Source organism: Spongiactinospora gelatinilytica (genome assembly GCF_003236385.1).
Lineage (GTDB): Bacteria > Actinomycetota > Actinomycetes > Streptosporangiales > Streptosporangiaceae > Spongiactinospora > Spongiactinospora gelatinilytica.
The window spans coordinates 20,072-40,658 of the sequence record NZ_POUA01000004.1 but is presented as its reverse complement, the minus strand read 5'-3'; the positions used below and the strand labels follow the sequence as shown (position 1 = coordinate 40,658).

Below are 20,587 nucleotides of genomic sequence, written 5' to 3'. Positions count from 1 at the left end.
CTCGTCGGGGTCAGGCCCAAGGCCGATACGCAGTGGCCCTCCCAGCCGAAACCCCGGCCGCCGCGCACCGAGGTCAAACGGCTAGCAGGGCCACACGCTTTCTGCATATTGTGCGGCGCAGGAAGAGCGCTAGCGCGACGTCTGTGAAACCGGTGCCGGAGTCGGCTCGGCCTGTGGCTCGACCTGAGCCTCGACCGTTTCCTCTTCAGCCGTCACGTTGACGGAGCCGCAGCAACTGCTCAGCTGCTGTTCCTCTTTCTCGCCGCCGCCGAAGAGCTTGCCTAGGAGCTTCACCATGCCCAAATTCTCCAATCCGTGATGTCGAAGCGATTGTGGTGCATGAATTCGCTTCCTGTCGTTGGCCGGCGCCAGCGTTCAGCATCTGGAGACGTGGAGTCAAGGCCGAGCTTGAACGTACCGGTCACAACACCGGATGCGCCGTGCTGCCTCCAAGGCCGAACGACTGCCTGACCCTTCAACACATCCCATTAGTATCAACAATATTTGCAGGTGTCAATCGTGAAGATTGGATCAATGCAGCGTAATGCCTGTACTTCTTCCAGCATCCCGCATAATTTGGACCGGCCAAAAGATCGTTTTCGGCATAACGGCCCGCGGTATCGCTCTGGAGGCTTGGCCGGCCGTCGACGGATGCGTGGAGGCCCTCCTGTAGATCCCTTTCCTCCTCGGATGACGTCGCCGTCTTGGTGTAGGGATGGCCTCGCAGCCTGACCCATGCCGCGATCGGGCTATGAGTGACCCTCCGGCTGAATGATGCTTGGTGCTAAGGAGTCATCGAGTTGCCGCACAGTCCTCTGCCCGGCGTAATGCGCCTGGTGGCACTGTCCAGGCTTCAGGGAATGCGGAGGCGATCGCCTCCCTCAATCCGGTATGCGATTCGCACACGACCAGCCTCACTCCGCGCAGTCCTCGTGCTCGTAGGCCGCGCAGGAACATGAGCCAGCCGATGTCAGCCTCGTCGGACACGATGTCGACCCCGAGGATCCCCCCAGGCTCTTGGGCCTTCGCCCCGATAGCGATCAACGCGTACAACTCGACTGTGCGGCCGTCCTCTTCCACCTGCTGGCTGACCGCATCGAGCCAGAGGAACGTGTACAAACCATCGCTGAGCGGCCTGTTACGGATGTCATCGACCAGCTCATCCATTTCGCGAGCGATATGGGTGATCTGGAGTCGCGACAATGCGTCCAGGCCCAGTGCATCTGCCAGTCGCTCCACACGTCCGACGGACACCCCAAGCAAATAGGAAGTCGCTGACGCATCGGCCAAGGTTCGCTCTGCAGACCCAAGGTGATCGAGTAGCCATCGTGGATAGTATGTGCCAAAACGTACACGTGGGATGGCGAGTTCAACCGTCCCTGCACGAGTGTCCCACTCGCGCCAGCGGTACCCGTTTCGGGAGTTCATCCGACGAGCATGGACCTGGCCATAGGCGGCTCCGCACAGCCGGTCAACTTCGGCATCCATCATCTGCTGTGTGAATGCGCTGATCAGCGCTCGCATCACATCTGGGGATACCGACGCCAAGGTCGCCTGAAAACGCTCTCTGATGACGGGTACGATGTCCCTCGCGGCCACATGATCCTCCTTTCTGCCTTCACCTATTTCCTGGACAGATGGGCCGCCCATCCTTGGACCATGTACCTCTTGCCGCCGCTGGCCTGCTTTTACAAAAGGTGCTCGACTCCCGCTGGGAGCTACTGTCCCAACGGTCGTCCCTCATCGATTGGACACCATCCCGCTTGAACCCAATCAGGTCGCGACGGCGCGCCAGGGAGATGGTCTGCCCGCTGGCGGCATCGGTCGGCCCGGTCCGCGAGGTGTGCGTTAAGGGAGCGGATCTACGGCGCACTCTGTGCGGGGGCCGCCCTGTGGGAGTCTGGCGAAGAAGATGCGCCCCCGAAGAACGACCGGTCGCGGATCGCTCTCCGGGGGCCGCTTGGTTCGGTCGATGACCGATAGCGTGCCGGCTCGGGTGCCCACAGGCGGCCATGAGGACCGGCCCGAATGGGAGCCCCTGCTCGACGTGGCTCAGAGCATCGGGATGATAATGCCGCCTGTCACGGCTACAACGAGCACCGACAGGACGAACGCGGCTACCAACCGGGGCTTGAAGATCGCGGACAGCATGGACAGCTCAGGAAGACTCGCTCCCGCACCACCGATTACCAGGGCGAATACGGGTCCGAGCGCCATGCCTGCAGAACTTAGCGCCAGGCCGATGGGGAGGATGGATTCGGTCCGAATGTACAGCGGTATGCCGATCAGGGCCGCCGTCGGTACCGCGAGCCAGTTGCCCGGACCGGCCACCGAGACCAGGAAGGATTCCGGAACCGCCCCGTAGATGAACGCACCGACGGAGACGCCGAGCAGGAGCGGGATGACCAGCGGCTTGAAGAACGACTTGGCCTGGTTCCAGGCGGGGCGACTTTCACGGCGCAGCCCTTGCCAGGGCGATCCGTCATGCTCAGCCTGAACCTTGACGCGCCGGACGTAGCGTTCGAGCCCCAACTTGCCCCACAGCAGGGAGACGAGGATGATCGCGACGAAGGTGATCAGCCCGTACCCCAGCATGAGCTGCCAGCCGAATAAGATCCAGACGACCCCGAGGATGATCGGGTCAAGCAATGGAGAAGCGAGCAGGAAGGCGGCCGCGCCGGTGAAGGGTGCGCCGACCTTGATCATGCCCATGAGCATGGGAAGTGTCGAACAAGAGCAGAATGGGGTCAGCGCCCCCAGCACGATCCCCTTGATCGGCGCGAGTAGGGTTCCGCCCGCCATCCACCTCTGTAGCCTCTCGTCGCCCACACGGCGCTGGAGCAGGGCAACCAGAAATGCGACGACGAGGAACAAGACAACAAGCTCGACCAGGATGGTTCCGAAGGTCCGGAAGGTTTCGATCCACTTATCCGACATCGTCCATACTCTCCCTTTTCTCGTCGTCTAAGTCGCTGAGGCAGCACGCCTGGGCTCCTTCAGGAGTGAGGGCCGCCAGCGACGCGAGCCAGCGGACCGGCGTTCCCAGTTCTTCACAGCAGAGGGTGTAGACGTTCGAGCGCCCTCGCGGTATGACTTTTACAAGCCCCTGCTCACGGAGCGGCCGCAGATGATGGCTGACAAGCGTCTGACTCATCCCGGTCGCGTCTTGCAATTCCCTGACGGTGCGAGGGCGTTCAGCGATCAGGAGCGCCAAAACCGCCCGGTTCTCATCGGCCAGGGCCCTAAGTTTCGGAACGAGCCGACGGGCCCGCTCCTGGTTGGACAGTTCCTCGCCCTCAAGAAGGCGCACGTCCAGTTCTCTTACCATGAATCTAGAAGTATCAACAGGGTTCGCTCATGTCAACAGTATTCGCCGTTGAATCGGTAGGCAAGACCTTTCCTGCTGAAATATGGTCAGCATATAATGGACAGCCATATCGACACGAAATCTGTGCTGGCTCCAGATGGACTACCGCCTCGGATGTGACATGCTACGATGCACGGCAATTACGGTCTCGCAGGAGAGAGGGCAACCTCTGAACCCCGTCGATACCGGTCTCTGTACCTGCACTGCAGTTCGCTGATCAGGAAGTGAATGCAGGTTGTGCTGTGGATTCGCCGATGTTCCGGCTTCGTGAAGCGCAGTCGTAGTGAAGTTCCGGAGAGGCGCCGACGTGGTAGCGGCTGATCCATGAGCGAGCCGGCGCGTGGCTCGTGTCACAGACCGGTAGGCGCCAGGTCGCGCTGCTCCTCCTCGACCTGGGCCTCGTCAGGACAGCTCTTAGGAGGCGGCCAAGGTCGAGCGCGGGCGTTGTGACGACGGTGCCATGGGGAGGCGGTCTTTGAACACGGTTTGGAATCGCCTGGCTGCCGTAGAATCGGGTCCATCGCTTATCTGTGCCGACTTCACGACATAGGCCGCTTCCGCCTACACGGCCCTCCACTCGGGTCCGTGCGATACGGGGAAAGGTAGCTGTGCGTAACCGTGATCACGGGACGTGCTCGCAGAAGTGGTGAGTTGGCCCGCGAGGAGGCCGAGTGCAGAAATCAGCGGAAGCCCGCCAGGCTTTTCGCTCGGGCGTTCGTCTAACGGTCGTTTGATGAACGCGCGCAGGGGGTGCGCTGGGGATACCGCCGTGTCCGGTTCGGGCGTTCATTTGGCCGTTCGTTTTCCCCTAGGGTTCATCTACTTCACACACGGCGTTTGATGAACGGATGGCGGCCGCTGTGGCGCTCATCGGCCTGGTCCGGGTCAGCACCGACAAGCAGAAGACCCGGCGGCAGCATATTACCTTCGACCCGGCGCGGGCTGACCGCCCTGTTCTGGTCCCATCTGAACCTGTATGGCCGCATCGAACTCGACATGAGCCGCCACCTGGAGCTGGACGGCGTCCCGCTCCGCCCACCCATCTGACAGTGCGGAAAGATGAGCGGTCAAGGAAGACGGCCCGCGTCATCATGATGGCCTGTCGACCGGGTCAGCAGCAGTGCTGCAGGAAGGCCTGGAGCTCGGCGAGCGCGGCGGCGCCGGCGTGTTTGTCGGCGCGGTAGAGCACGGTCTTGCCGTCCTTGCGGGAGGTGAGGATGCCGCCGCGCCGTAGTTCGGCCAAGTGCTCGCTGGCGCGGGGCTGGGCTAGGCCGGTGACCTCGGCGACCTGGCCAACGCTGAGTTCGGCCCCCCGGGCGAACAGCAGCATGACGCGCTGGCGGGCGGGGCTGGCCAGGGCTTTGAGGAAGGCGTGCACGGCGGGGCTGAGCTCGGTCACCGCCTGCTGCCAGCCGCCCGCCGGTCCGCCGGTGGTGCCCGCAGCGCCCTGCGACGTCATGCGTCCTCCCCTCTCGCCGGATATCTCACCATATCGTTACTTTGACATATCTAAAAATAGCGATATACGGCCCCGGCCATGACCACATCCCCATCCCCCGTCGTCGTCATCGGCGCAAGCCAGTCCGGCCTGGCCGCCGCCCGCGCCGCCCGGAACTCGGGCCTGCGCCCACTGATCCTGGAAGCCGCGGGCGAGCCGGGCGGCTCCTGGCCGCACCACTACGACAGCCTCACCGCCTTCTCGCCCGCCCGATTCAGCGCGATGCCCGGCCTGGACTTCCCTCGGCGACCCACCACTACCCGCACCGCGACGAGGTCGCCGCCTACCTGCGCCGCTACGCCGCCACCCTGGACACCGAGATCCGCACCGGCACCCGGGTGCAGGCCGTCCGAGTACGTCATGGGCCCGCTGATCGCGCACGTCCGCGACGCCCCGGGCCGGGTCGGCCTGTGACCGGCCGACGCCTGCGGCACGCCTGATTCGACGGCCAGCTAATTTGACAGCTCTCTAAGCAATGATTCAAGATGACTACTAGTTCGACATCCTTCTAAACAGAGGGTGGGTGTGGTTGCGCGCCGCGTCACGCCGGTCGGCCGCGCCCGGAGCACCCGCCCCTCTCATCGCCCGCTCTCAACTGAACCCAAGGAGACACCGTCATGAGCGACGGCTGCTGTGGCACCACCACCGCCCTCGAACTGGAGCAGATGGTCAACGGCCCCGACGCCGGCACGCTGCCGGTCGTGGTGCTCGGTGCCGGGCCGGCCGGCCTGGCCGCCGCTGCGCACCTGACCGAACGCGGCATCGACTACCTCGTCCTAGAGGCCGGCGACCAGGTCGCCGCCTCCGTGGCGCGATGGAGGCACGTACGGGTATTCAGCCCGTGGAAATACAACATCGACGCCGCCGCCCACCGCCTCCTTGAGGCCACCGGCTGGGACGCGCCCGATCCCGAGTGGCTGCCCACCGGGGCCGAACTGATCGACGGCTACCTCGCCCCGCTGGCCACATTGTTCGGGCAGCGGGTCCGGCTCGGCGCCCAGGTGGCCGCCATCAGCCGCCTGGGCTATGACCGGGTCCGCACCCACGGCCGCCAGGACGCCCCCTTCCTCATCCGCCTGCGAACCGGCGAGGAGTTGCGCGCCCGCGCCGTCATCGACGCCTCCGGCACTTATGAGACCCCCAACGTGCTCGGCGCGAGCGGGTTGCCCGCCCATGGGGAGGCCCAGGCCATCGCGGACGGACTGGTCGACCACGCGCTGCCCGACGTGCTCGGCGCCGACCGCGACCGGTATCAGGGCAGGCACGTCCTGGTCGTCGGCGCAGGCCATTCGGCCGCCACCACCCTGCTCGCGCTGGCCGGACTCCCCGCCGACACCCGGATCACCTGGGCGATCCGCGCGAGCGGCGCCGCCCGCGCCTACGGCGGCGGCGCGGCCGACGCCCTGCCCGCGCGCGGTGCGCTCGGCACCCGTCTGCGGGCGCACGTCGATTCCGGCCGCATCCGGTTGCTGACCGGGTTCTTCACCCACGCGCTCCGCCGGGACGGCGAACGGATCATCGTGATCAGCCGTGACCCGTCCGGGTTCGAGCGGTCCGTCGTCGCCGACCGGGTCATCGCGGCGACCGGCTACCGCCCCGACCACTCCATCGCCGGCGAACTGCGGCTGGATCTGGACCCGATCCTGGGGTCCACCCGCGCCCTGGCACCGCTGATCGACCCCAACGCCCATTCCTGCGGCAGCGTGCCCGCCCACGGGGTGGACGAACTGTCCCATCCCGAGCCGGGCTACTACGCCGTCGGCGTCAAGTCCTACGGCCGCGCCCCGACGTTCCTCATGGCCACCGGATATGAGCAGGTCCGCTCGGTGGTCGCGGCACTCGCCGGGGACTGGCAGGCCGCCCGGCAGGTGCGGTTGGACCTGCCCGAGACCGGGGTGTGCTCCTCCTCGGCCGCCGAGGCCCAAGAGCAGCGGATCGGGCCGGCCACCGGCATCAGCGGCGGCCTGCTCGCCGCCCCGCTTCCGCTTGTCACAACCGGTGCCGCTGTCACCACGACCGCCGACGGCGGCGACTGCTGCGGCTGACCGCCACGCCCCAGACAAGACCCGGAGAAGACGAACGACATGCGCATCACCCACCGGCTCGGCGGGCCCTTGTGAGCACCGCAACCCCGGCCGCCGCCCCCGAGATCGGGGGCGGCGGCCGGGATCCTTCGGGAACGCCTTCGGGGGCGCGGTCCCGGCACGGGCGGCGGCTCGTCGCCGCCCTGGCCATCACCCAGACCATCGGCTACGGCGTGCTGTACTACGCCTTCTCGGTGTTCTTGACCCCGATGGCCGCCGACCTCGGCGCCTCGCCCACCCAGGTCGCCGCCGCGCTCACCCTGTCGATCCTGATCGCCGCCGTGTGCGCTCCGGCCGCAGGCCGGTGGCTGGACGCGCGGGGCGCGCGCGGCCTGATGACCATCGGCTCCGTCCTCGGCGCGGCGGCGGTGCCGGCCTGGTCGGCCGTGCAGCACCTGTGGCAGTTGTACGCCGTGTTCGCCGTCATCGGCATCGCCTGCGCGATGGTGTTGTACGAGGCCGCCTTCGCCGTCATCGTCGCCTGGTACGGGGCCGACGAGAAGGGACGTGCGGGCGGCATCCTGGCGCTGACCATCGTCGCCGGCTTCGCCTCCTCGATCTTCATCCCGCTCACCGGCCTGCTGGTCGACGGGTACGGCTGGCGCCAGGCCCTGGTCGTCCTCGCGCTCGTCCACGGCATCACCGCGATCCCGCTGCACGCCCTGGTCATCCGGCGCCGCCCCGCCGCGGCCCGCACGCGCCAGACCGCCGAAGAACGCGCCGGCCTGGTCAAGGCGGCGGTGCGCCGACGCCCGTTCTGGCTGCTGGTGATCGCCTTCACCGCCAGCGGCGGCGCGGTGGCCACCATGGCGGTCCTACTGGTCACCTACCTCATCCACCTCGGCCACAGCCCGCTCCTGGCGGCCACGATGGCGGGGCTGCTGGGCGTGCTGTCGGTCACCGGCCGCCTGATCACCACCGGCCTGCGAAGCCGCCTGCCCGCCGCCCTCATCGCCGCCGCGATCTTCGCGTTCCAAGGCGTCGCGGCCCTGCTGCTGCCGGTGTTCGGCTCGACCGTCGCCGGGGCGATCGGCTGTGTGCTGGGCTTCGGCCTCGGCTTCGGCATCGCCTCCATCACCCTGCCGCATCTGCTCGTACAGCGGTACGGCACGGTTGCCTACGCCTCGCTGTCGGGGCGGATCGCCGTGTTCTCGGTCGCGGACAAGGCCCTGGCCCCGCTGGGCGCGGTCGCGTTGGCCCAGGCGGCCGGGTACGCCTGGGTGATGGCCGCGGTGGCCGCCGGCTGCGTGACCGCCGCGGTGGCCCTGGTCGCCTACCACCGCATATGATTTCGACGAGCTTCGATAGGCATCGAAATATGGGAGGGGTGGGATCGTGGCCGCCGTCACGATCGAGTGCTGCCCGCCGATCGCCCGTCGGCTGCTGGAGGAGACCGAGGCCGCCGAGCCGGCCGTCCAAGCAGGTTGACCAGCATGCGAACGAAAAGTCGCGTTAGCGGGCCGGGCCGAAGCGGCTTGGCGTGACATTCCGTTCCGGACTCATCTGGATGAGAACGACCTCGTGAGTCCTCGAGTTGGGCTGATCTTGTTCTCAGGAATGGTCAGTTCTGCGAGAGCCGGACAGCCGTCGTCGCGCGTCCGGTTTGTCCTCAATCTTCGTTATCAAGACCTCTCGCAAAACCTTCCTCGCAGAACCCGGGGCGCGATAGGTTCTGCGACGAGCGATCTTGCCGACCCGGCCGTCACGGTCGAGTCCTTCGACTGCCCGATGTGCCAGGCGCCGACGGGCAGCGCCTGCCGTACCCGCGGCGGCAACGTCGCGCCGAAGTACCACACTCCGCGCTTCATGTTGGCGCCGCAGTTGCGCGCCGAGCTGGAGGTGCGCACGCCCGCCGATCGCGGCCCCGGCCGCGCCTGGGAGCCCGGCCCGCCGCGCGAAGCCTTGCCCGCCGACGTCGCGGCGAAGCCGACCCGGGTGGGCTATGCCCGCTGCAGCAGCGCCCAGCAAGAACTGGACAGCCAGCTCGACGCCCTGCGCAAGGCGGGCTGCGAACCGATCTTCTCCGAGAAGATCAGCACCCGGATCAAGGTACGGCCAGAATTCACCAAGGCGATGGAGTACGCCCGCACCATCAAGCAGGCCGTCCCGCGCCAGCGGGTGATCCTTACCGTGCACGAGATGAAACGCCTCGCCCGTGGCGCGGCTGAGCTGCTGGCCATCGCCGAGGACCTGCGCCGCTCCGATCTCCAGTTGGAATTGCTCACCGGCCCGCCGCAGGGCCTCTACGACCCATCCGGGCACGGCGCCGCCCTGTTCGCTTTCTTCGCCGGCATGGCCGAATCCGAGCGAGAGTACATCCGGGAGAAGTCCCTGGAGGGTCAGGCCTCGGCCCGCGAGCGCGGCCGCCACGGCGGCCGCCCGAAGGTGTTCGACGACGACATGATCGCCTACGCGCGCACGTTGCGCGAACGCGGTGTGCCGGTGCCCAAGATCGTGGCCACCTGGTCATTCCCAGGGGTAAGAACAAAGGCGAGCATCCCTCGGTGGCCAGCGTCTACCGGGCCCTGGCCGAGAGCTGAGCCCTACGTCCGGCCGTCTCGGTCAGGGGTGGGGGTGGGCAGCGGCCATGACGCCGTGCACGGCCGCGGCGATGCGGTCGGCGGCTGGGCCGGGGTCGGGCTGGCCTGCGTCCAGCCAGGCGATGACGGCGTCCAGGGTGAAGGCGGGGATCAGGTCGGCCGCCCAGTCCAGCCACGGGCCCGCGGGGATGCGCCGGGCGAGGTTGCGGTGGGCGACCTCGCGGGAGGCGGCGGTGATGGAGTCGATCAGGTCGCGGAAGTCGGGCTCGCGGGCCGCGTAGCGAAACAGGAGCCGGAACCCGTCGGGGTCGGCGGCCGCGGCGCGCAGTAGTGCGGGGATGGCGTGTTCGTCGAAGTCGTCGGCGCCGGTGGCGTCGGCCAGCCGTAGGCAGGCGCGATCGAGCACGGCCCGGTACAGGTCGGCCTTGGAGTCGAAGTGCCGGTACAGCATCGCCCGGGTGAGCTCGGCCTCGGCGGCTATGTCGTCCAGGCCGGTGGCGGCATATCCGGCGCGGGCGAAGGCGCGGGTGGCGGCGTCGAGGATCTGCTCGCGGCGTTCGGCCCGGCGCATCCGCCGCACCGGCACCGGGCTTGCCGACGCGCCCACCGTAGTGGTCTCCGCTGTGGTCTGGCTGGTGTCGCCGTCCGGGCTGCTGGTCACCGCACCCTCTCTCTTGTATACGCGAGAGTCTATAAGTAGGTTAGTACACATTAGAGTATACAAAATCACGTCTACTGAGGAGGGTGTTGTGCAGCTGCCGTTCGAGCAGCCCGATCCGATGCGTCCCGCACCTGGCCTGCGCAGGCTTCAGCAGCAGGGGCCGATCCATGCCATCCGCACCGCGGTCGGCGACCCGGCCTGGCTGGTCACCGGGTACGCGCAGGTGCGCGCTCTGCTGGATGACGACCGGCTCGGCCGCTCCCACCCCGCGCCGGAGACGGCCAGCCGGACCGGCGAGTCGGCGATCTTCGGCGGGCCGCTCGGCGACTTCGCCACCGAGCAGGCCGATCACCGGCGCACGCGCGCACTGCTGCAGCCGCACTTCTCGCCCAGGCGGATGCGGGCACTGCGCGGCCGCGTCGAGCAACTCACCACGGAGCTGCTGGACGAGCTGGAAGCCGCCGGGCCGCCCGCCGACCTGCACGCCGCGCTGGCGCTGCCGTTGCCGATCACGGTGATCTGCGAGCTGCTCGGCGTCCCATTCGAAGATCGGGCGCAGTTCCGCGCCTGGACGCAGGCGGCGGGCGACGTCACCGACCGGGCCCGCTCCGAGCAAGGGCTGGCCGAGCTGTTCGGCTACGGCCAGGCCCTGGTGGCGCGCAAACGCGAGCAGGGCCTCATCGGCGAGATGGGTGAGGGCGGTGACGTGATCTCCCGGCTGGTGGCCACCGAGGGCGTCAGCGACGAGGAAGCCGCCGCGATGGGCATGTTCCTGCTGTTCGCCGGCCACGAGACGACGGTCGCCGCGATCGGCGAGGGGGCGCTGTGGCTGCTGGCCACCCCCGGCCAGTGGCGGGCCCTGGTCGACGACCCGTCACAGGTCGACGCCGCGGTGGAGGAGATCTTGCGCGCGCCCGGCCTGGGCGGCGGCGGCATCCCCCGCTACGCGCGCACCGACCTGGAGGTCGCCGGGGCGCGGGTCCGCGCGGGCGATCTGGTGCTGCTGGACACCGGTGCGGCCAACCACGACGGCGCGGTGTTCGCCGACCCGGACCGCTTCGACCTCGCCCGGCCCGCCGCAGCGCATCTGAGTTTCGGGCACGGCGCCCGCTACTGCATCGGGGCGCCGCTGGCCCGCATCGAGCTGCACGTCGTCTTCTCCCAGCTGGCCACCCGCCTGCCGACGCTGAAGCTGGGTTGCGCGCCTGAGGAGGTGAGTTTCAACACCCACACGCTGACCGGCGGCCTGGCCGCGCTGCCCGTCACGTGGTGAGTCCTCATGGCCGAATGGCCGAGCTCCTGGCCACCCGATGCGCCGGCGAGCCTGTCCGGTGCCGCCGCCCGCTACCCTCCCGGCATCAGCTCGATGCCAGGCATGGAAAGGACGGCGGCGTCACTGCCGCGGGCGGCAGATCGAGCGGATCTGCGACGCGTGCGCGAGATGGGACGATGAGGCCCGCGAGTGGCGGGCTCGGTCCGTAACCGGCTGCTGTGTCGCCCGCGCGTCCACCCACGTGGCGAACTCCGCCTCCACAGCAGAGAACTCCCGCAGACCGTATGCCTTCTTGATCTCGTCTTGGTGGTCGAACTGCGTCTGGCGCTGTTCGGTGTACTGCTTGATCTGCGAGACGTCGGCCACGCCGAGCTGATCGGTCAGGTAGTCGATCACCTCGGCCGGGACCTCCAGCGGGTCCGGCAGGAACCGGCCCACGAACCGGGTCGTGGTCAGTTGCAGGGCGAACCCGAGCCGGTGCTGATCGCCACGGCGGCGCCCGATCAGTTTCCGGTCCGCGTCGTCGAGGAAGAACATCTTTTCCAGCTCGGCCCGCGTCGGTGCCCCTACGTAGCGGCCGTAGGCGGCGCCTCTTCATCGCTTAAGAACTCAACTGGCATGGGCCCGGAAAGTAGGACTCATCCATCAGCGCGGGCCAGGCTCAAGATCGAACTGTTACGGGGAAACAGCTTAGACGACCCTCTGAGCAGCACGATTCTGCAAGTCAACCGCATCGGAACAGCAAGCCACGCCAAGCGGGGCTCTAGAGGTGGCTAAACGAGACTTTTCCTCCGCCTGCTGGTCAACCCCCTCGAACGCCGGCACACCGGCTTTCCGTCGCCACTCCTGTTCGGCGGCTCATCGCACGCCTATCGGTACCCGGTTTGGTGAAATGCCTTCAGCGGGTAGAACGCCACCAGGACACCGCCACAACACCCGGGTGGGACGGGCGCGAAGGCAACCGTCCCGCTCCGGCGCGGACCTGCCCGGCGCGCACGCGGGCAGAGGGGACGCCTGGCGGCGTGCGCCGCCCGCCCGCACCATGGTGAACGGCGCCACCGTCACGAATGCGCCGATGCCGGAATAATGATTTCCTCACATCACCTTCGGCTGTGCCACCGTCTGAGGGCCGGTCAGGGCGAGGAGGGGACGGGCGGGGCATGGCCGACACCGCCGATGGCGCGCAGCCGCATCCCCGGTGGACGTTCCTGACCGACCACGCCCGGGTGCTCCGCCTCATCGCCGCCGACCCGCGCATCCGGCTGCGCGACATCGCCGCGGGGACCGGAATCACCGAGCGGGCGGCCGGGCGTATCGTGGGCGACCTGCGCCAGGCCGGGTACATCGGACAAGTACGCCAGGGGCGGCACAACCTCTACGCCATCGTGCCGGGCCGGTACCTGCCAGATCCCGGTCATCCTGCCATTCCCGTCCAGGCGCTGCTTGATCTGTTCACCCGCCGCGAGTTTCGCAATGGCGAGCCCGCCGACGCCGGGGGATAGGGTGCCACCGGAGGGTGCGGTGGCTGAGCGGCCCGACCCAGGTGATCGAGTTCCGGTTCGAAGACAAGCGTCAGGGGTGCTGTCACCCGGCACCTGCCAACGCGTTACTGCAGGTCACGGGATGGCGCGCCGGGGGCGTCCTCGGGCTGCACGACGAACACGTTAGGGCCCACCCGGGTGAGGTTCCGGCCCAGGACCGCGCCCGCGACGGCCGCGTCGTCGCTGGTCATGGCGGCGTGGATCGACATCTTGTGCAGCATGTCGGCCAGGCCTTCCACATGCGCCGGGACGTAGTCGCCGGTCCGCCAGCCGAGGGTGCGCATGTGCTCGGCCAGCGTACGCAGCCGGGCCGACGACCTCAACGGCATGCCGGGCGGGTTTCCCTACGGCGCGCCGCTCATCGGCGGTTGGCCCTGGGGCGGGTTGGGAGATCATGTCCAGCCTCCTGTGGTGGCGTGGGGTCAGGGCGTGCTCGCCTGCGGCCAGGGGTCCGCGCCGGTGGGCGGGCCCCGTAACCCGCCCAGCATTCCGGGCGGATCAGCGGGCCGTGGTGAGGGTGGCGATGAGCTTTTCGATCCGCTCGCGGATCTCATCCCGGATGATCCGCACGGCCTCGATGTCCTGCCTGGCGGGATCCGCCAGAGCCCAGTCCTCATAGCGTTTGCCGGGGAAGATCGGGCAGGCGTCGCCGCAGCCCATGGTGATCACCACGTCCGAGCCCTCGACGGCGTCAACAGTGAGGATCTTGGGCTGGTGGCCGGTGATGTCGATGCCCACCTCGCGCATGGCCTGCACCGCGACCGGGTTGATCTCCGCCGCGGGCCGCGATCCGGCCGAGCGGACCTCGATGCGATCACCGGCCAGATGCGACAGCCATCCGGCGGCCATCTGGGAGCGTCCGGCGTTGTGGACACAGACGAACAGCACGCTAGGCAGCAGGGGCATGGGCGGGCTCCTTGCCGAACAGGCGCCGGCCGGCCAGGCCGACGTAGACCAGGGCGACCAGGACGGGCACCTCGATGAGCGGGCCGACCACCCCGGCCAGCGCCTGGCCGGAGGTGACGCCGAACACCCCGACCGCGACCGCGATGGCCAGCTCGAAGTTGTTGCCCGCGGCGGTGAAGGCGAGCGTGGTGGTGCGCTCATAGTTCAGGCCGATGACCTTGCCGAGGGCGAAGCCGCCGCCCCACATCAGCGCGAAGTAGGCGAGCAGCGGCAGCGCGATGCGGGCCACGTCCAGCGGGCGCTCGCTGATCGTGCGGCCCTGCAGGGCGAACAGGATGACGATGGTGAACAACAGCCCGTACAACGCGATCGGGCCGATGCGGGGCAGGAACCGGCTCTCGTACCAGTCCCGGCCGCGGGCGCGCTCGCCCAGCCTGCGCGAGGCGTATCCGGCGGCCAGCGGGATGCCGAGGAAGATCAGCACGTAGAAGGCGATGTCCCATGCCGAGACCTGTAGCGCCGCCTGCGGCAGTCCGAGCCATCCGGGGAGCACCTGCAGGTAGAACCAGCCGAGCGCGCCGAAGGCGACCACCTGGAAGATCGAGTTGATCGCGACCAGGACGGCGGCGGCCTCGCGGTCGCCGCAGGCCAGGTCGTTCCAGATGAGGACCATGGCGATGCAGCGCGCCAGGCCGACGATGATCAGCCCGGTGCGGTATTCGGGGAGGTCGGGCAGCAGGATCCAGGCCAGGGCGAACATCAGCGCCGGCCCGGCGATCCAGTTCAGTGCCAGGGAGGAGATCAGCAGGCGGCGGTCGCCGGTCACGGTGGACAGGCGGTCATAGCGGACCTTGGCCAGCACCGGGTACATCATCAGCAGCAGGCCGAGCGCGATGGGCAGCGAGATCTGGCCGATCTTCACCGTGTCCAGCGCGGTGTTCAGGCCGGGCAGCAGGCGGCCCAGCAGCAGCCCGGCGGCCATGGCCAGGCCGATCCACAGGGGCAGGAAGCGGTCGAGCCGGGACAGCCCGGCGATCACGCCCTGGCCCGGTACGGCTGTCGGTGCGGGCGTCGGGGCGGGGGTACGGGTGGCCATGGGCTATACCACCGCCGGGGTGCCCAAGATGGCCGACAGCTCACCCAGCGTCTCGGGGACCAGGCGGTAGTACACCCAGGAGGCCCGCCGTTCGGAGGTCAGCAGGCCGACCTCCTTGAGCACCTTGAGGTGGTGGGAGATGGTGGGCTGGGACAGCTCGAAGGCGCCGGTGATGTCGCACACGCAGACCTCGCCGCCCTCGCGGCAGGCCACGATCGACAGGATGCGCAGCCGTACCGGGTCGCCCAGCGCCTTGAACACCCGGGCGACGCCGGCGGCCTGCTCGGCGTTCAGCGGCTCGCGTGCCAGCGGGGGGCTGCACTCCAGGAGTTGCAGCAGCTCCATTCTACCTCTTTCCGCATCGATATTCATCGAAGTCGAAACCAGTCTATATCGACCCTTGCCTATCATCAGATGTCTATGCCCTGGCCGGGACTTCCAGCTCGGCCAGCAGCGCCCGGACCCGGCGCTCGATCTCATCGCGGATCGGCCGCACCTCCTCGACCGAAAGCCCCGCAGGGTCGTCCAGCTCCCAGTCCAGATACCGCTTGCCGGGGTAGACGGGGCAGGCGTCGCCGCAGCCCATGGTGACCACGACGTCGGCGGCGCGGACGATCTCCTCGGTCCACGGCTTGGGGAACTCGCGGGAGATGTCGATGCCCCGCTCGGCCATCGAGGCCACGGCGGCCGGGTTGATCTCACCGGCGAACTCCGAACCGCCCGACCAGCCGACCGCGTGCTCACCGGCCAGGTGAGTGAAGAACCCCAGCGCCATCTGCGAGCGCCCGGCGTTGTGCACGCACAAGAACAGCACGATCGGCCGTCCGTCGCCCTTGCCCTCGACCCGGGCCAGGGCGTGCAACCGCTGGCGGGCGAACCGTTCGGCCGGCAGCGGCAGGAAGTTCGCCACCGCCGCCTTGGCGGCGAACTGCTCGTAGCTGCTGTGCAGGAAGCGTTCGATGGTCTCGGTGCCGAACACACCGGCGAACTCCCCGCCCAGGCGACGTGCGGCGGTGGTCAGGGCGAGTTGCTGGTCGATGGTCAGGTCCTCGCGCTTGTAGGTGCTGGTCATGAGCACCCTCCCAACTACATATCGATGTCCGCCTATTTAGAGCTTTATCGATTTGACATACGCCTATGGGCTGCCAGGCGAACGGCAGATGAACGATCCATCCGGTGCCCGGCGCCGGGTTCTGTTTCATAGGCGTTACCGCGTGGAGGCCCACGACTGCCCGATGACCTCCTGCGCCGCTCCGGCCGACTCGCCCTGCCGCACCGGCAAGGGCAAGGTGGCCGTCCAGTACCACACCGCCTGTTTCCGGCTCGTCCCCGCGCTCGCCAAGGCCCTGGCCGCCCCCACCCCATCCGCCCGCAAGCCGGGCACGGCCTGGATCGAACTGCCCCGCCCCGCCGCGGCCGGCGCCGAACCCGCGGGGCACGTACGCATCGGCTACGCCCGCGCCTCCACCATCCGCCAGTCCCTGGACCCAGCTGAATGCACTCAAGGCCGCCGGCATCTCCCGCGTCTTTTCGGAGAAGATCTCCACCCGCGCCACCACCCGCCCCGAACTCGACAAGGCCATCACCCTGGCCCACGAGTTCCGCGCCGCGGGCGTCGCGGTCACCCTCGTAGTGCACGAGCGCAAGCGACTCGGCCGCGGCCTCGATCCGGCCGCCCTGGCCGAGCAACTCCGCGCCGCCGGCATCGGCCTGGAATTTCTCACCGGCGACCTGCAGGGCACCCACGACCCCTCCGGCGTGGTGTTCACCGTCCTGGCCGCACTGTGCGGCATGGAACGCGAATACATCCGCGTCCGCACCCTGGAAGGCCACGAATCGGCCCGTATCCGCGGCAAGCACATCGGCGGCGCCACCGTCACCGACCCGGCCATGCTGTCCATGGCCCTGCACCTACGCGACCAGGACCTCAGCCTGCGCGATATCGCCGCGCGCCTCATCATCACCCACGGCAAGAAGAAGAGCCGGCATCCCTCACCGGCCACCGTGCTGCGCATGCTCCGTGACCACGACGACGCAGCAACAACGATCGCCTGATCTCAGCGGCTTCAGCGGCTTCAGCGGCGAGCGCGTTGAGCCGCCGTCACACGACAGGCCATCGCTGCAGCCAATTTCTGCACTCATCTTCCTCGTGGGCCGCAGCATAGACCGTCACCGTGATTACCGAAGGCTACTTTGGGGCTGGTCGCGCGGACCCTAGCGAGGGACCGACCCGGGCGGTCTGAACGGAGAAGAGGGGGCGTTTCCCGCCGACCCGGAGAGCTGTGCTGCCATCCCCCCGGGGGACTCCCTCTGTTTCACCTTGATCTGGGGGCCGAGCACCGGTTCGGTGCGGCGCATGCCGAAGGACGGCCCGCGCGGCGGGCCGCAGGAGTGTCCGGCCGAGCATGTCTGCTTTTGGCCCGAGGCCGACTATGGCGGGCAGATGTCGGGTTACCGCAATCCCTACGCGCACACCTGCGGCCACGTCCCCGGCAGGTCGGCACGCTCGGCCGTCAACAACGAAAACCAGGGCCGGACCCTGTGCGCAAGCGGCTGAGCGTCCCCTTCTCCCCGGAATGCACCGAACGCCGAAATAAGTATGAAGCGTGACCATACGACTACTGCTGGTATCGCCGGCTCGTGACCGCCACGTAGTGATCCCGATATGTAACCCTCAGTTCCATTTCCCCAAGTCGCACGAACCCGAGCGGAGGGCCTACACGCTCCGACCATGCAATGGCGTCCGTGGAGTCATGCGACGGGTCTTCGACACGGCCATGGCCCAGATGAGGCACGTCTCACTGCGCTGGGCGGTACGGCGGAATTCATGCAGGCTTGGGCGCGAGGCCAACCCTAATGGGCTGGTCAGGCTCGCGCCCACGAGGGCCGGCTCGCCGCAGTAAGGATCAGCCGCAACTGCAGCCGTCAGGATCGGCCGCCTCCGAGTCGGCCATCGCCAAAGGAGTCCCCAGCAGACCTCCGCTTATTCCGGTGGCCAATCCGACTCTGGACTCTTGAGCCTCGGCCAGATCGGAGGAGCACACCCCGGTGTCGGGCAGCTCCAACTGAACTTCGCGAGCGGCCTGCCAGTCACCGTCCAACGCGGCGACCACGGAGCGAACCTGCTCGTATCCTGTCGCCATCAAGAATGTCGGCGCTCGCCCGTAGCTTTTGACTCCCACGGTGTAGTGGTCCGGTTCAGGGTGGGCGAGTTCGGCGGCGCCATGCGCGGGTACGGTGCCACAGGAATGGACATTGGGATCGATCAGTGGAGCGAGCGCCCGAGGGCCGCCCAATATCGGATCCAGATCCAGCCGCAGTTCGGTGGTTATCGAGTGGTCCGGACGATAGCCGGTGGCGGCCACGATGCGATCCGCGATGATCTTCTGCTCGGCGCCGGAAAGGTCACGACCGATCACCGCGACCGAGTCTGTATCCCTGATAAGGGAATGGGTGAAGAATCCGGTGCGCAACGCGATCACCCCAGAACGAACCAGCTCCTCCAGGCGGGTGCCGAGCTGACCTCGTGCCGGAAGGGCGTCTTTCGCGCCGCCGCCATACGAGCGAGCCGCACTACCAGCGCGGATTGCCCATGTGACCTGAGTGTGTGGGAACTGTTCAGCGAGGCGGCCCAGGGCCAGCAACGTCGTGGCAGCCGAGTGCCCGGCACCGATGACCAAGGTGTGTCTGCCGACGTAGTGATCGCGATCAGCGCCCAGAACGTCGGGCAAGGCATGGTCGATAAGTTCGGAGGCCTCAGCCTCGCCGTATGCGGGCAGGCCACTGGCACCCAGCACGTTTGGGCTGTGCCAAGTACCAGTGGCGTCGATGATCGCGCGCCCTAGCACTTCGTCGCCCCCGGCCAGTCGGACGACGAAGGGCGATAGTTCCCGGCCCGCCGTGCGCACGCGGTCGTGACCGACACGGCTGATATCGGTGACCTTCGTCCCCAGGCGAAGGCGGGGCGCGATCGCAGGATGGGCGGCCAAGGGCGAGAGATAGTGCTCGATGATTTCGGCACCGGTGGGCAGCCAGTCCGAATCCGGGGAGCTCCAACCGCGCGTGTCCAGCAGGCGGCGGGCTGCGGGGTCGATGTTGTAGCGCCATGGACTGAAGGTCCGTACGTGTCCCCATTGAGCGATACTGGCGCCCACCTGGGCCCCTGCCTCAAGGAGGAGGTAGTTCATTCCCCGCTCCGCCAAGTGCGCAGCCGCGGCCAGCCCTACGGGGCCTGCGCCGATTACGACGACCGGCAGTTGGTCCAGCGAGGATTCGAGTGCGGAGGGCTCGTCACTCGCCGCCGCAGAGTTGCAGCATCCACTGATCACAAACGTACCTCCCGTATCGGGCATCTCAGGGCTGCCGAGGTCACTCCCTGAGCGCAGCAGGCAGCACAGGGCAACCGCAGGGTAGCGGTGCGATGACAGCCCGTGTACTAGTTTGATGCCTAATTAGAGGGGAGTCAAATAAAACAATCATCTAATCTAGGGCACGTAAGAGTGGGCCGGTCGGCCCGAGGCTGCTGCGGAATGACTCAAGCAATGTCCAATATGTCCCGAATCTCAATCGCCTGACCCTCACGGACCTCCCGCTTCAGCTCGGCGATCCGCTGCGCATCGGCGGTTGAGGCGGCCGGCCGCTGCTGCTCACAGACCACGAACACCATCCGCACTGCGAGCTCACGCAGTTCCTGCGAGTACTTCCTCGGGGCCGGCACCGGGTGTGGTTCTCCCTTCCACCAGCATGATCATGCTGGCTTCAGGGCCTCCATGAATCCCCGACCGTTCAAAGGGACGGCAGCCAGGAAACATACACACGAAGCCACGCTTTACCCTCCATCACCATCCGTTGTCTCTTCACGGCAGGTCGAGGGCAGACGAGGCGATCAGGACGGGCGGAGTTCGCGGCGCCGGGCGTGGCCATCGAGCTTTCGCGGGTCCGAGCAGGAGCATAAGCCATGGTGGGCGCACTTTGGCGTGCAAGCGAGCCGTCGGCGAAGGTCTCCTCGGGCGATCGAGCGGTACGGGCATCGACGCGACGACGATCGCGCCGTCGACAGCGAGAGGAATGAGTGCTGCGGCCAGGTGGTCTTAGCCGTGACAGAGGCACAGTTTGTGCATGTGGAGCAAGGAGACGATGGCGGCGATCAGCGCGACCAGCAGGACGCCCATGGTCGTGGTCCGCTGGATCCAACGCTATGGACACTGCGAGATGGGCAGCGGCATCCTGTGATCGGCACTAGTGCTTCAAGCTCGTGAGCGCCCTTTGGCCACTTTAATGCGCGCCTGAACGGTCAGGAAACCGCGCGGAAGCGGGGGATTGGGGGACGTAGATTTGTCGGGTGTCTCGCAGGGGGCACCGCTGATCTTCCTTTGGAAACGCGCGCTGGCCTGCGGAAACGCAGACCGTTCGCGTTTTTGGGGTGTGCGGCCGAGTGCCACCGTGAGCAGCCGAATGCCTTGATCACGTACCGCTCGTGTACCGCTCTCCAAGGGCCTGGCCCCTCTCCGCTGGTCTACCTGGTGTTACACGGCTTCGCCGTCGCCGTTCCCGTCCGGTCCGGTCGAGGCGCCGAGAGCGTCGTCGATCAGGCCCCGCCAGCGGTGGGCTTGCCTGTCGAT

At 67.7% G+C, this 20,587-nt stretch carries 20 protein-coding genes and 3 pseudogenes; 9 read left to right on the top strand and 14 right to left on the bottom strand.

Annotated features, from left to right (window positions below):
• Nucleotides 1-129 precede the first annotated feature (129 nt).
• The 5 genes from C1I98_RS41070 to C1I98_RS01020 all read right to left on the bottom strand — a co-directional run bounded on the left by C1I98_RS41070 (nt 130) and on the right by C1I98_RS01020 (nt 4,826).
• On the bottom strand, nt 130-297 hold the full coding sequence (locus C1I98_RS41070; RefSeq protein ID WP_158557830.1) for a hypothetical protein: 168 nt from the start codon (nt 295-297) through the stop codon (nt 130-132).
• Nucleotides 298-792: 495 nt separating this feature from the next.
• The gene (locus tag C1I98_RS01035) at nt 793-1,599 is read right to left on the bottom strand and encodes a transposase (RefSeq protein WP_158557828.1); all 807 of its coding nucleotides are present in this window, start codon (nt 1,597-1,599) and stop codon (nt 793-795) included.
• 453 nt (nt 1,600-2,052) lie between these two features.
• The gene (locus C1I98_RS01030) at nt 2,053-2,937 is read right to left on the bottom strand and encodes a permease (protein WP_111165145.1); all 885 of its coding nucleotides are present in this window, start codon (nt 2,935-2,937) and stop codon (nt 2,053-2,055) included.
• Nucleotides 2,927-3,328 (bottom strand): ArsR/SmtB family transcription factor, encoded by a 402-nt coding sequence (locus tag C1I98_RS01025; RefSeq protein ID WP_111165144.1) that lies wholly within the window; start codon nt 3,326-3,328, stop codon nt 2,927-2,929. The genes C1I98_RS01030 and C1I98_RS01025 overlap by 11 nt, the downstream gene beginning before the upstream one ends.
• A gap of 1,150 nt (nt 3,329-4,478) precedes the next feature.
• Complete coding sequence (locus C1I98_RS01020) at nt 4,479-4,826, bottom strand: ArsR/SmtB family transcription factor (protein WP_111165143.1); 348 nt, start codon at nt 4,824-4,826, stop codon at nt 4,479-4,481.
• Nucleotides 4,827-4,904: 78 nt separating this feature from the next.
• On the opposite strand from C1I98_RS01020, the gene C1I98_RS01015 reads away from it, so the two are divergent.
• The 4 genes and pseudogenes from C1I98_RS01015 to C1I98_RS45470 all read left to right on the top strand — a co-directional run.
• On the top strand, nt 4,905-5,279 hold the full coding sequence (locus C1I98_RS01015; RefSeq protein ID WP_233506960.1) for an NAD(P)-binding protein: 375 nt from the start codon (nt 4,905-4,907) through the stop codon (nt 5,277-5,279).
• Between the two features lie 203 nt (nt 5,280-5,482).
• Entirely contained in the window at nt 5,483-6,910 is a 1,428-nt protein-coding gene (locus C1I98_RS01010; protein WP_111165142.1) for an FAD-dependent oxidoreductase, read from the top strand.
• Nucleotides 6,911-6,981: 71 nt separating this feature from the next.
• The gene (locus C1I98_RS01005; protein ID WP_111165141.1) at nt 6,982-8,238 is read left to right on the top strand and encodes an MFS transporter; all 1,257 of its coding nucleotides are present in this window, start codon (nt 6,982-6,984) and stop codon (nt 8,236-8,238) included.
• A gap of 268 nt (nt 8,239-8,506) precedes the next feature.
• Nucleotides 8,507-9,256 (top strand): annotated as a pseudogene (locus tag C1I98_RS45470) (recombinase family protein); the annotation flags it as partial.
• A gap of 255 nt (nt 9,257-9,511) precedes the next feature.
• Here C1I98_RS45470 and C1I98_RS00995 read toward each other — a convergent pair.
• Nucleotides 9,512-10,150 carry a TetR/AcrR family transcriptional regulator gene (locus C1I98_RS00995; protein ID WP_233506958.1) on the bottom strand — a complete coding sequence of 213 codons (639 nt, stop codon included), beginning with the start codon at nt 10,148-10,150 and terminating at the stop codon, nt 9,512-9,514.
• A gap of 88 nt (nt 10,151-10,238) precedes the next feature.
• Between C1I98_RS00995 and C1I98_RS00990 the strand changes: the two genes are divergently transcribed.
• A complete protein-coding gene (locus C1I98_RS00990) occupies nt 10,239-11,423 on the top strand; it encodes a cytochrome P450 (RefSeq protein WP_233506956.1) in 1,185 nt (394 codons plus the stop codon).
• 120 nt (nt 11,424-11,543) lie between these two features.
• Here the strand turns inward: C1I98_RS00990 and C1I98_RS00985 are convergent.
• A pseudogene (locus tag C1I98_RS00985) lies at nt 11,544-11,996 on the bottom strand (DUF4158 domain-containing protein); the annotation flags it as partial.
• 587 nt (nt 11,997-12,583) lie between these two features.
• Here C1I98_RS00985 and C1I98_RS00980 point away from each other — a divergent pair.
• Entirely contained in the window at nt 12,584-12,925 is a 342-nt protein-coding gene (locus C1I98_RS00980) for a helix-turn-helix transcriptional regulator (protein ID WP_111165138.1), read from the top strand.
• 104 nt (nt 12,926-13,029) lie between these two features.
• Here C1I98_RS00980 and C1I98_RS00975 read toward each other — a convergent pair whose 3' ends face one another.
• The 5 genes from C1I98_RS00975 to C1I98_RS43460 form a co-directional block, all read right to left on the bottom strand.
• Entirely contained in the window at nt 13,030-13,293 is a 264-nt protein-coding gene (locus tag C1I98_RS00975) for a hypothetical protein (RefSeq protein WP_111165137.1), read from the bottom strand.
• 169 nt (nt 13,294-13,462) lie between these two features.
• Nucleotides 13,463-13,870 carry an arsenate reductase ArsC gene (locus C1I98_RS00970; protein ID WP_111165136.1) on the bottom strand — a complete coding sequence of 136 codons (408 nt, stop codon included), beginning with the start codon at nt 13,868-13,870 and terminating at the stop codon, nt 13,463-13,465.
• On the bottom strand, nt 13,854-14,966 hold the full coding sequence (arsB, locus tag C1I98_RS00965; RefSeq protein ID WP_111165135.1) for an ACR3 family arsenite efflux transporter: 1,113 nt from the start codon (nt 14,964-14,966) through the stop codon (nt 13,854-13,856). The genes C1I98_RS00970 and arsB overlap by 17 nt, the downstream gene beginning before the upstream one ends.
• Before the next feature lie 3 nt (nt 14,967-14,969).
• Complete coding sequence (locus C1I98_RS00960) at nt 14,970-15,311, bottom strand: ArsR/SmtB family transcription factor (RefSeq protein ID WP_111165134.1); 342 nt, start codon at nt 15,309-15,311, stop codon at nt 14,970-14,972.
• A gap of 73 nt (nt 15,312-15,384) precedes the next feature.
• Nucleotides 15,385-16,038, bottom strand: coding sequence for an arsenate reductase ArsC (locus C1I98_RS43460; protein WP_111165133.1), 654 nt, complete (start codon nt 16,036-16,038; stop codon nt 15,385-15,387).
• Between the two features lie 88 nt (nt 16,039-16,126).
• Between C1I98_RS43460 and C1I98_RS46290 the strand changes: the two are divergent.
• The 3 genes and pseudogenes from C1I98_RS46290 to C1I98_RS00945 form a co-directional block, all read left to right on the top strand.
• Nucleotides 16,127-16,270 (top strand): annotated as a pseudogene (locus C1I98_RS46290) (zinc finger domain-containing protein); the annotation flags it as partial.
• Between the two features lie 187 nt (nt 16,271-16,457).
• Nucleotides 16,458-17,021, top strand: coding sequence for a recombinase family protein (locus tag C1I98_RS00950; RefSeq protein ID WP_199536640.1), 564 nt, complete (start codon nt 16,458-16,460; stop codon nt 17,019-17,021).
• A gap of 301 nt (nt 17,022-17,322) precedes the next feature.
• Nucleotides 17,323-17,523, top strand: a complete 201-nt coding sequence (locus C1I98_RS00945; RefSeq protein WP_111165132.1) for a peptidase inhibitor family I36 protein — start codon at nt 17,323-17,325, stop codon at nt 17,521-17,523.
• 349 nt (nt 17,524-17,872) lie between these two features.
• Here C1I98_RS00945 and C1I98_RS00940 read toward each other — a convergent pair whose 3' ends face one another.
• Both C1I98_RS00940 and C1I98_RS00935 read right to left on the bottom strand, forming a co-directional pair.
• Nucleotides 17,873-19,318, bottom strand: coding sequence for an FAD-dependent oxidoreductase (locus tag C1I98_RS00940; RefSeq protein ID WP_111165131.1), 1,446 nt, complete (start codon nt 19,316-19,318; stop codon nt 17,873-17,875).
• A gap of 182 nt (nt 19,319-19,500) precedes the next feature.
• A complete protein-coding gene (locus C1I98_RS00935; protein WP_111165130.1) occupies nt 19,501-19,683 on the bottom strand; it encodes a hypothetical protein in 183 nt (60 codons plus the stop codon).
• Between the last annotated feature and the right edge of the window lie 904 nt (nt 19,684-20,587).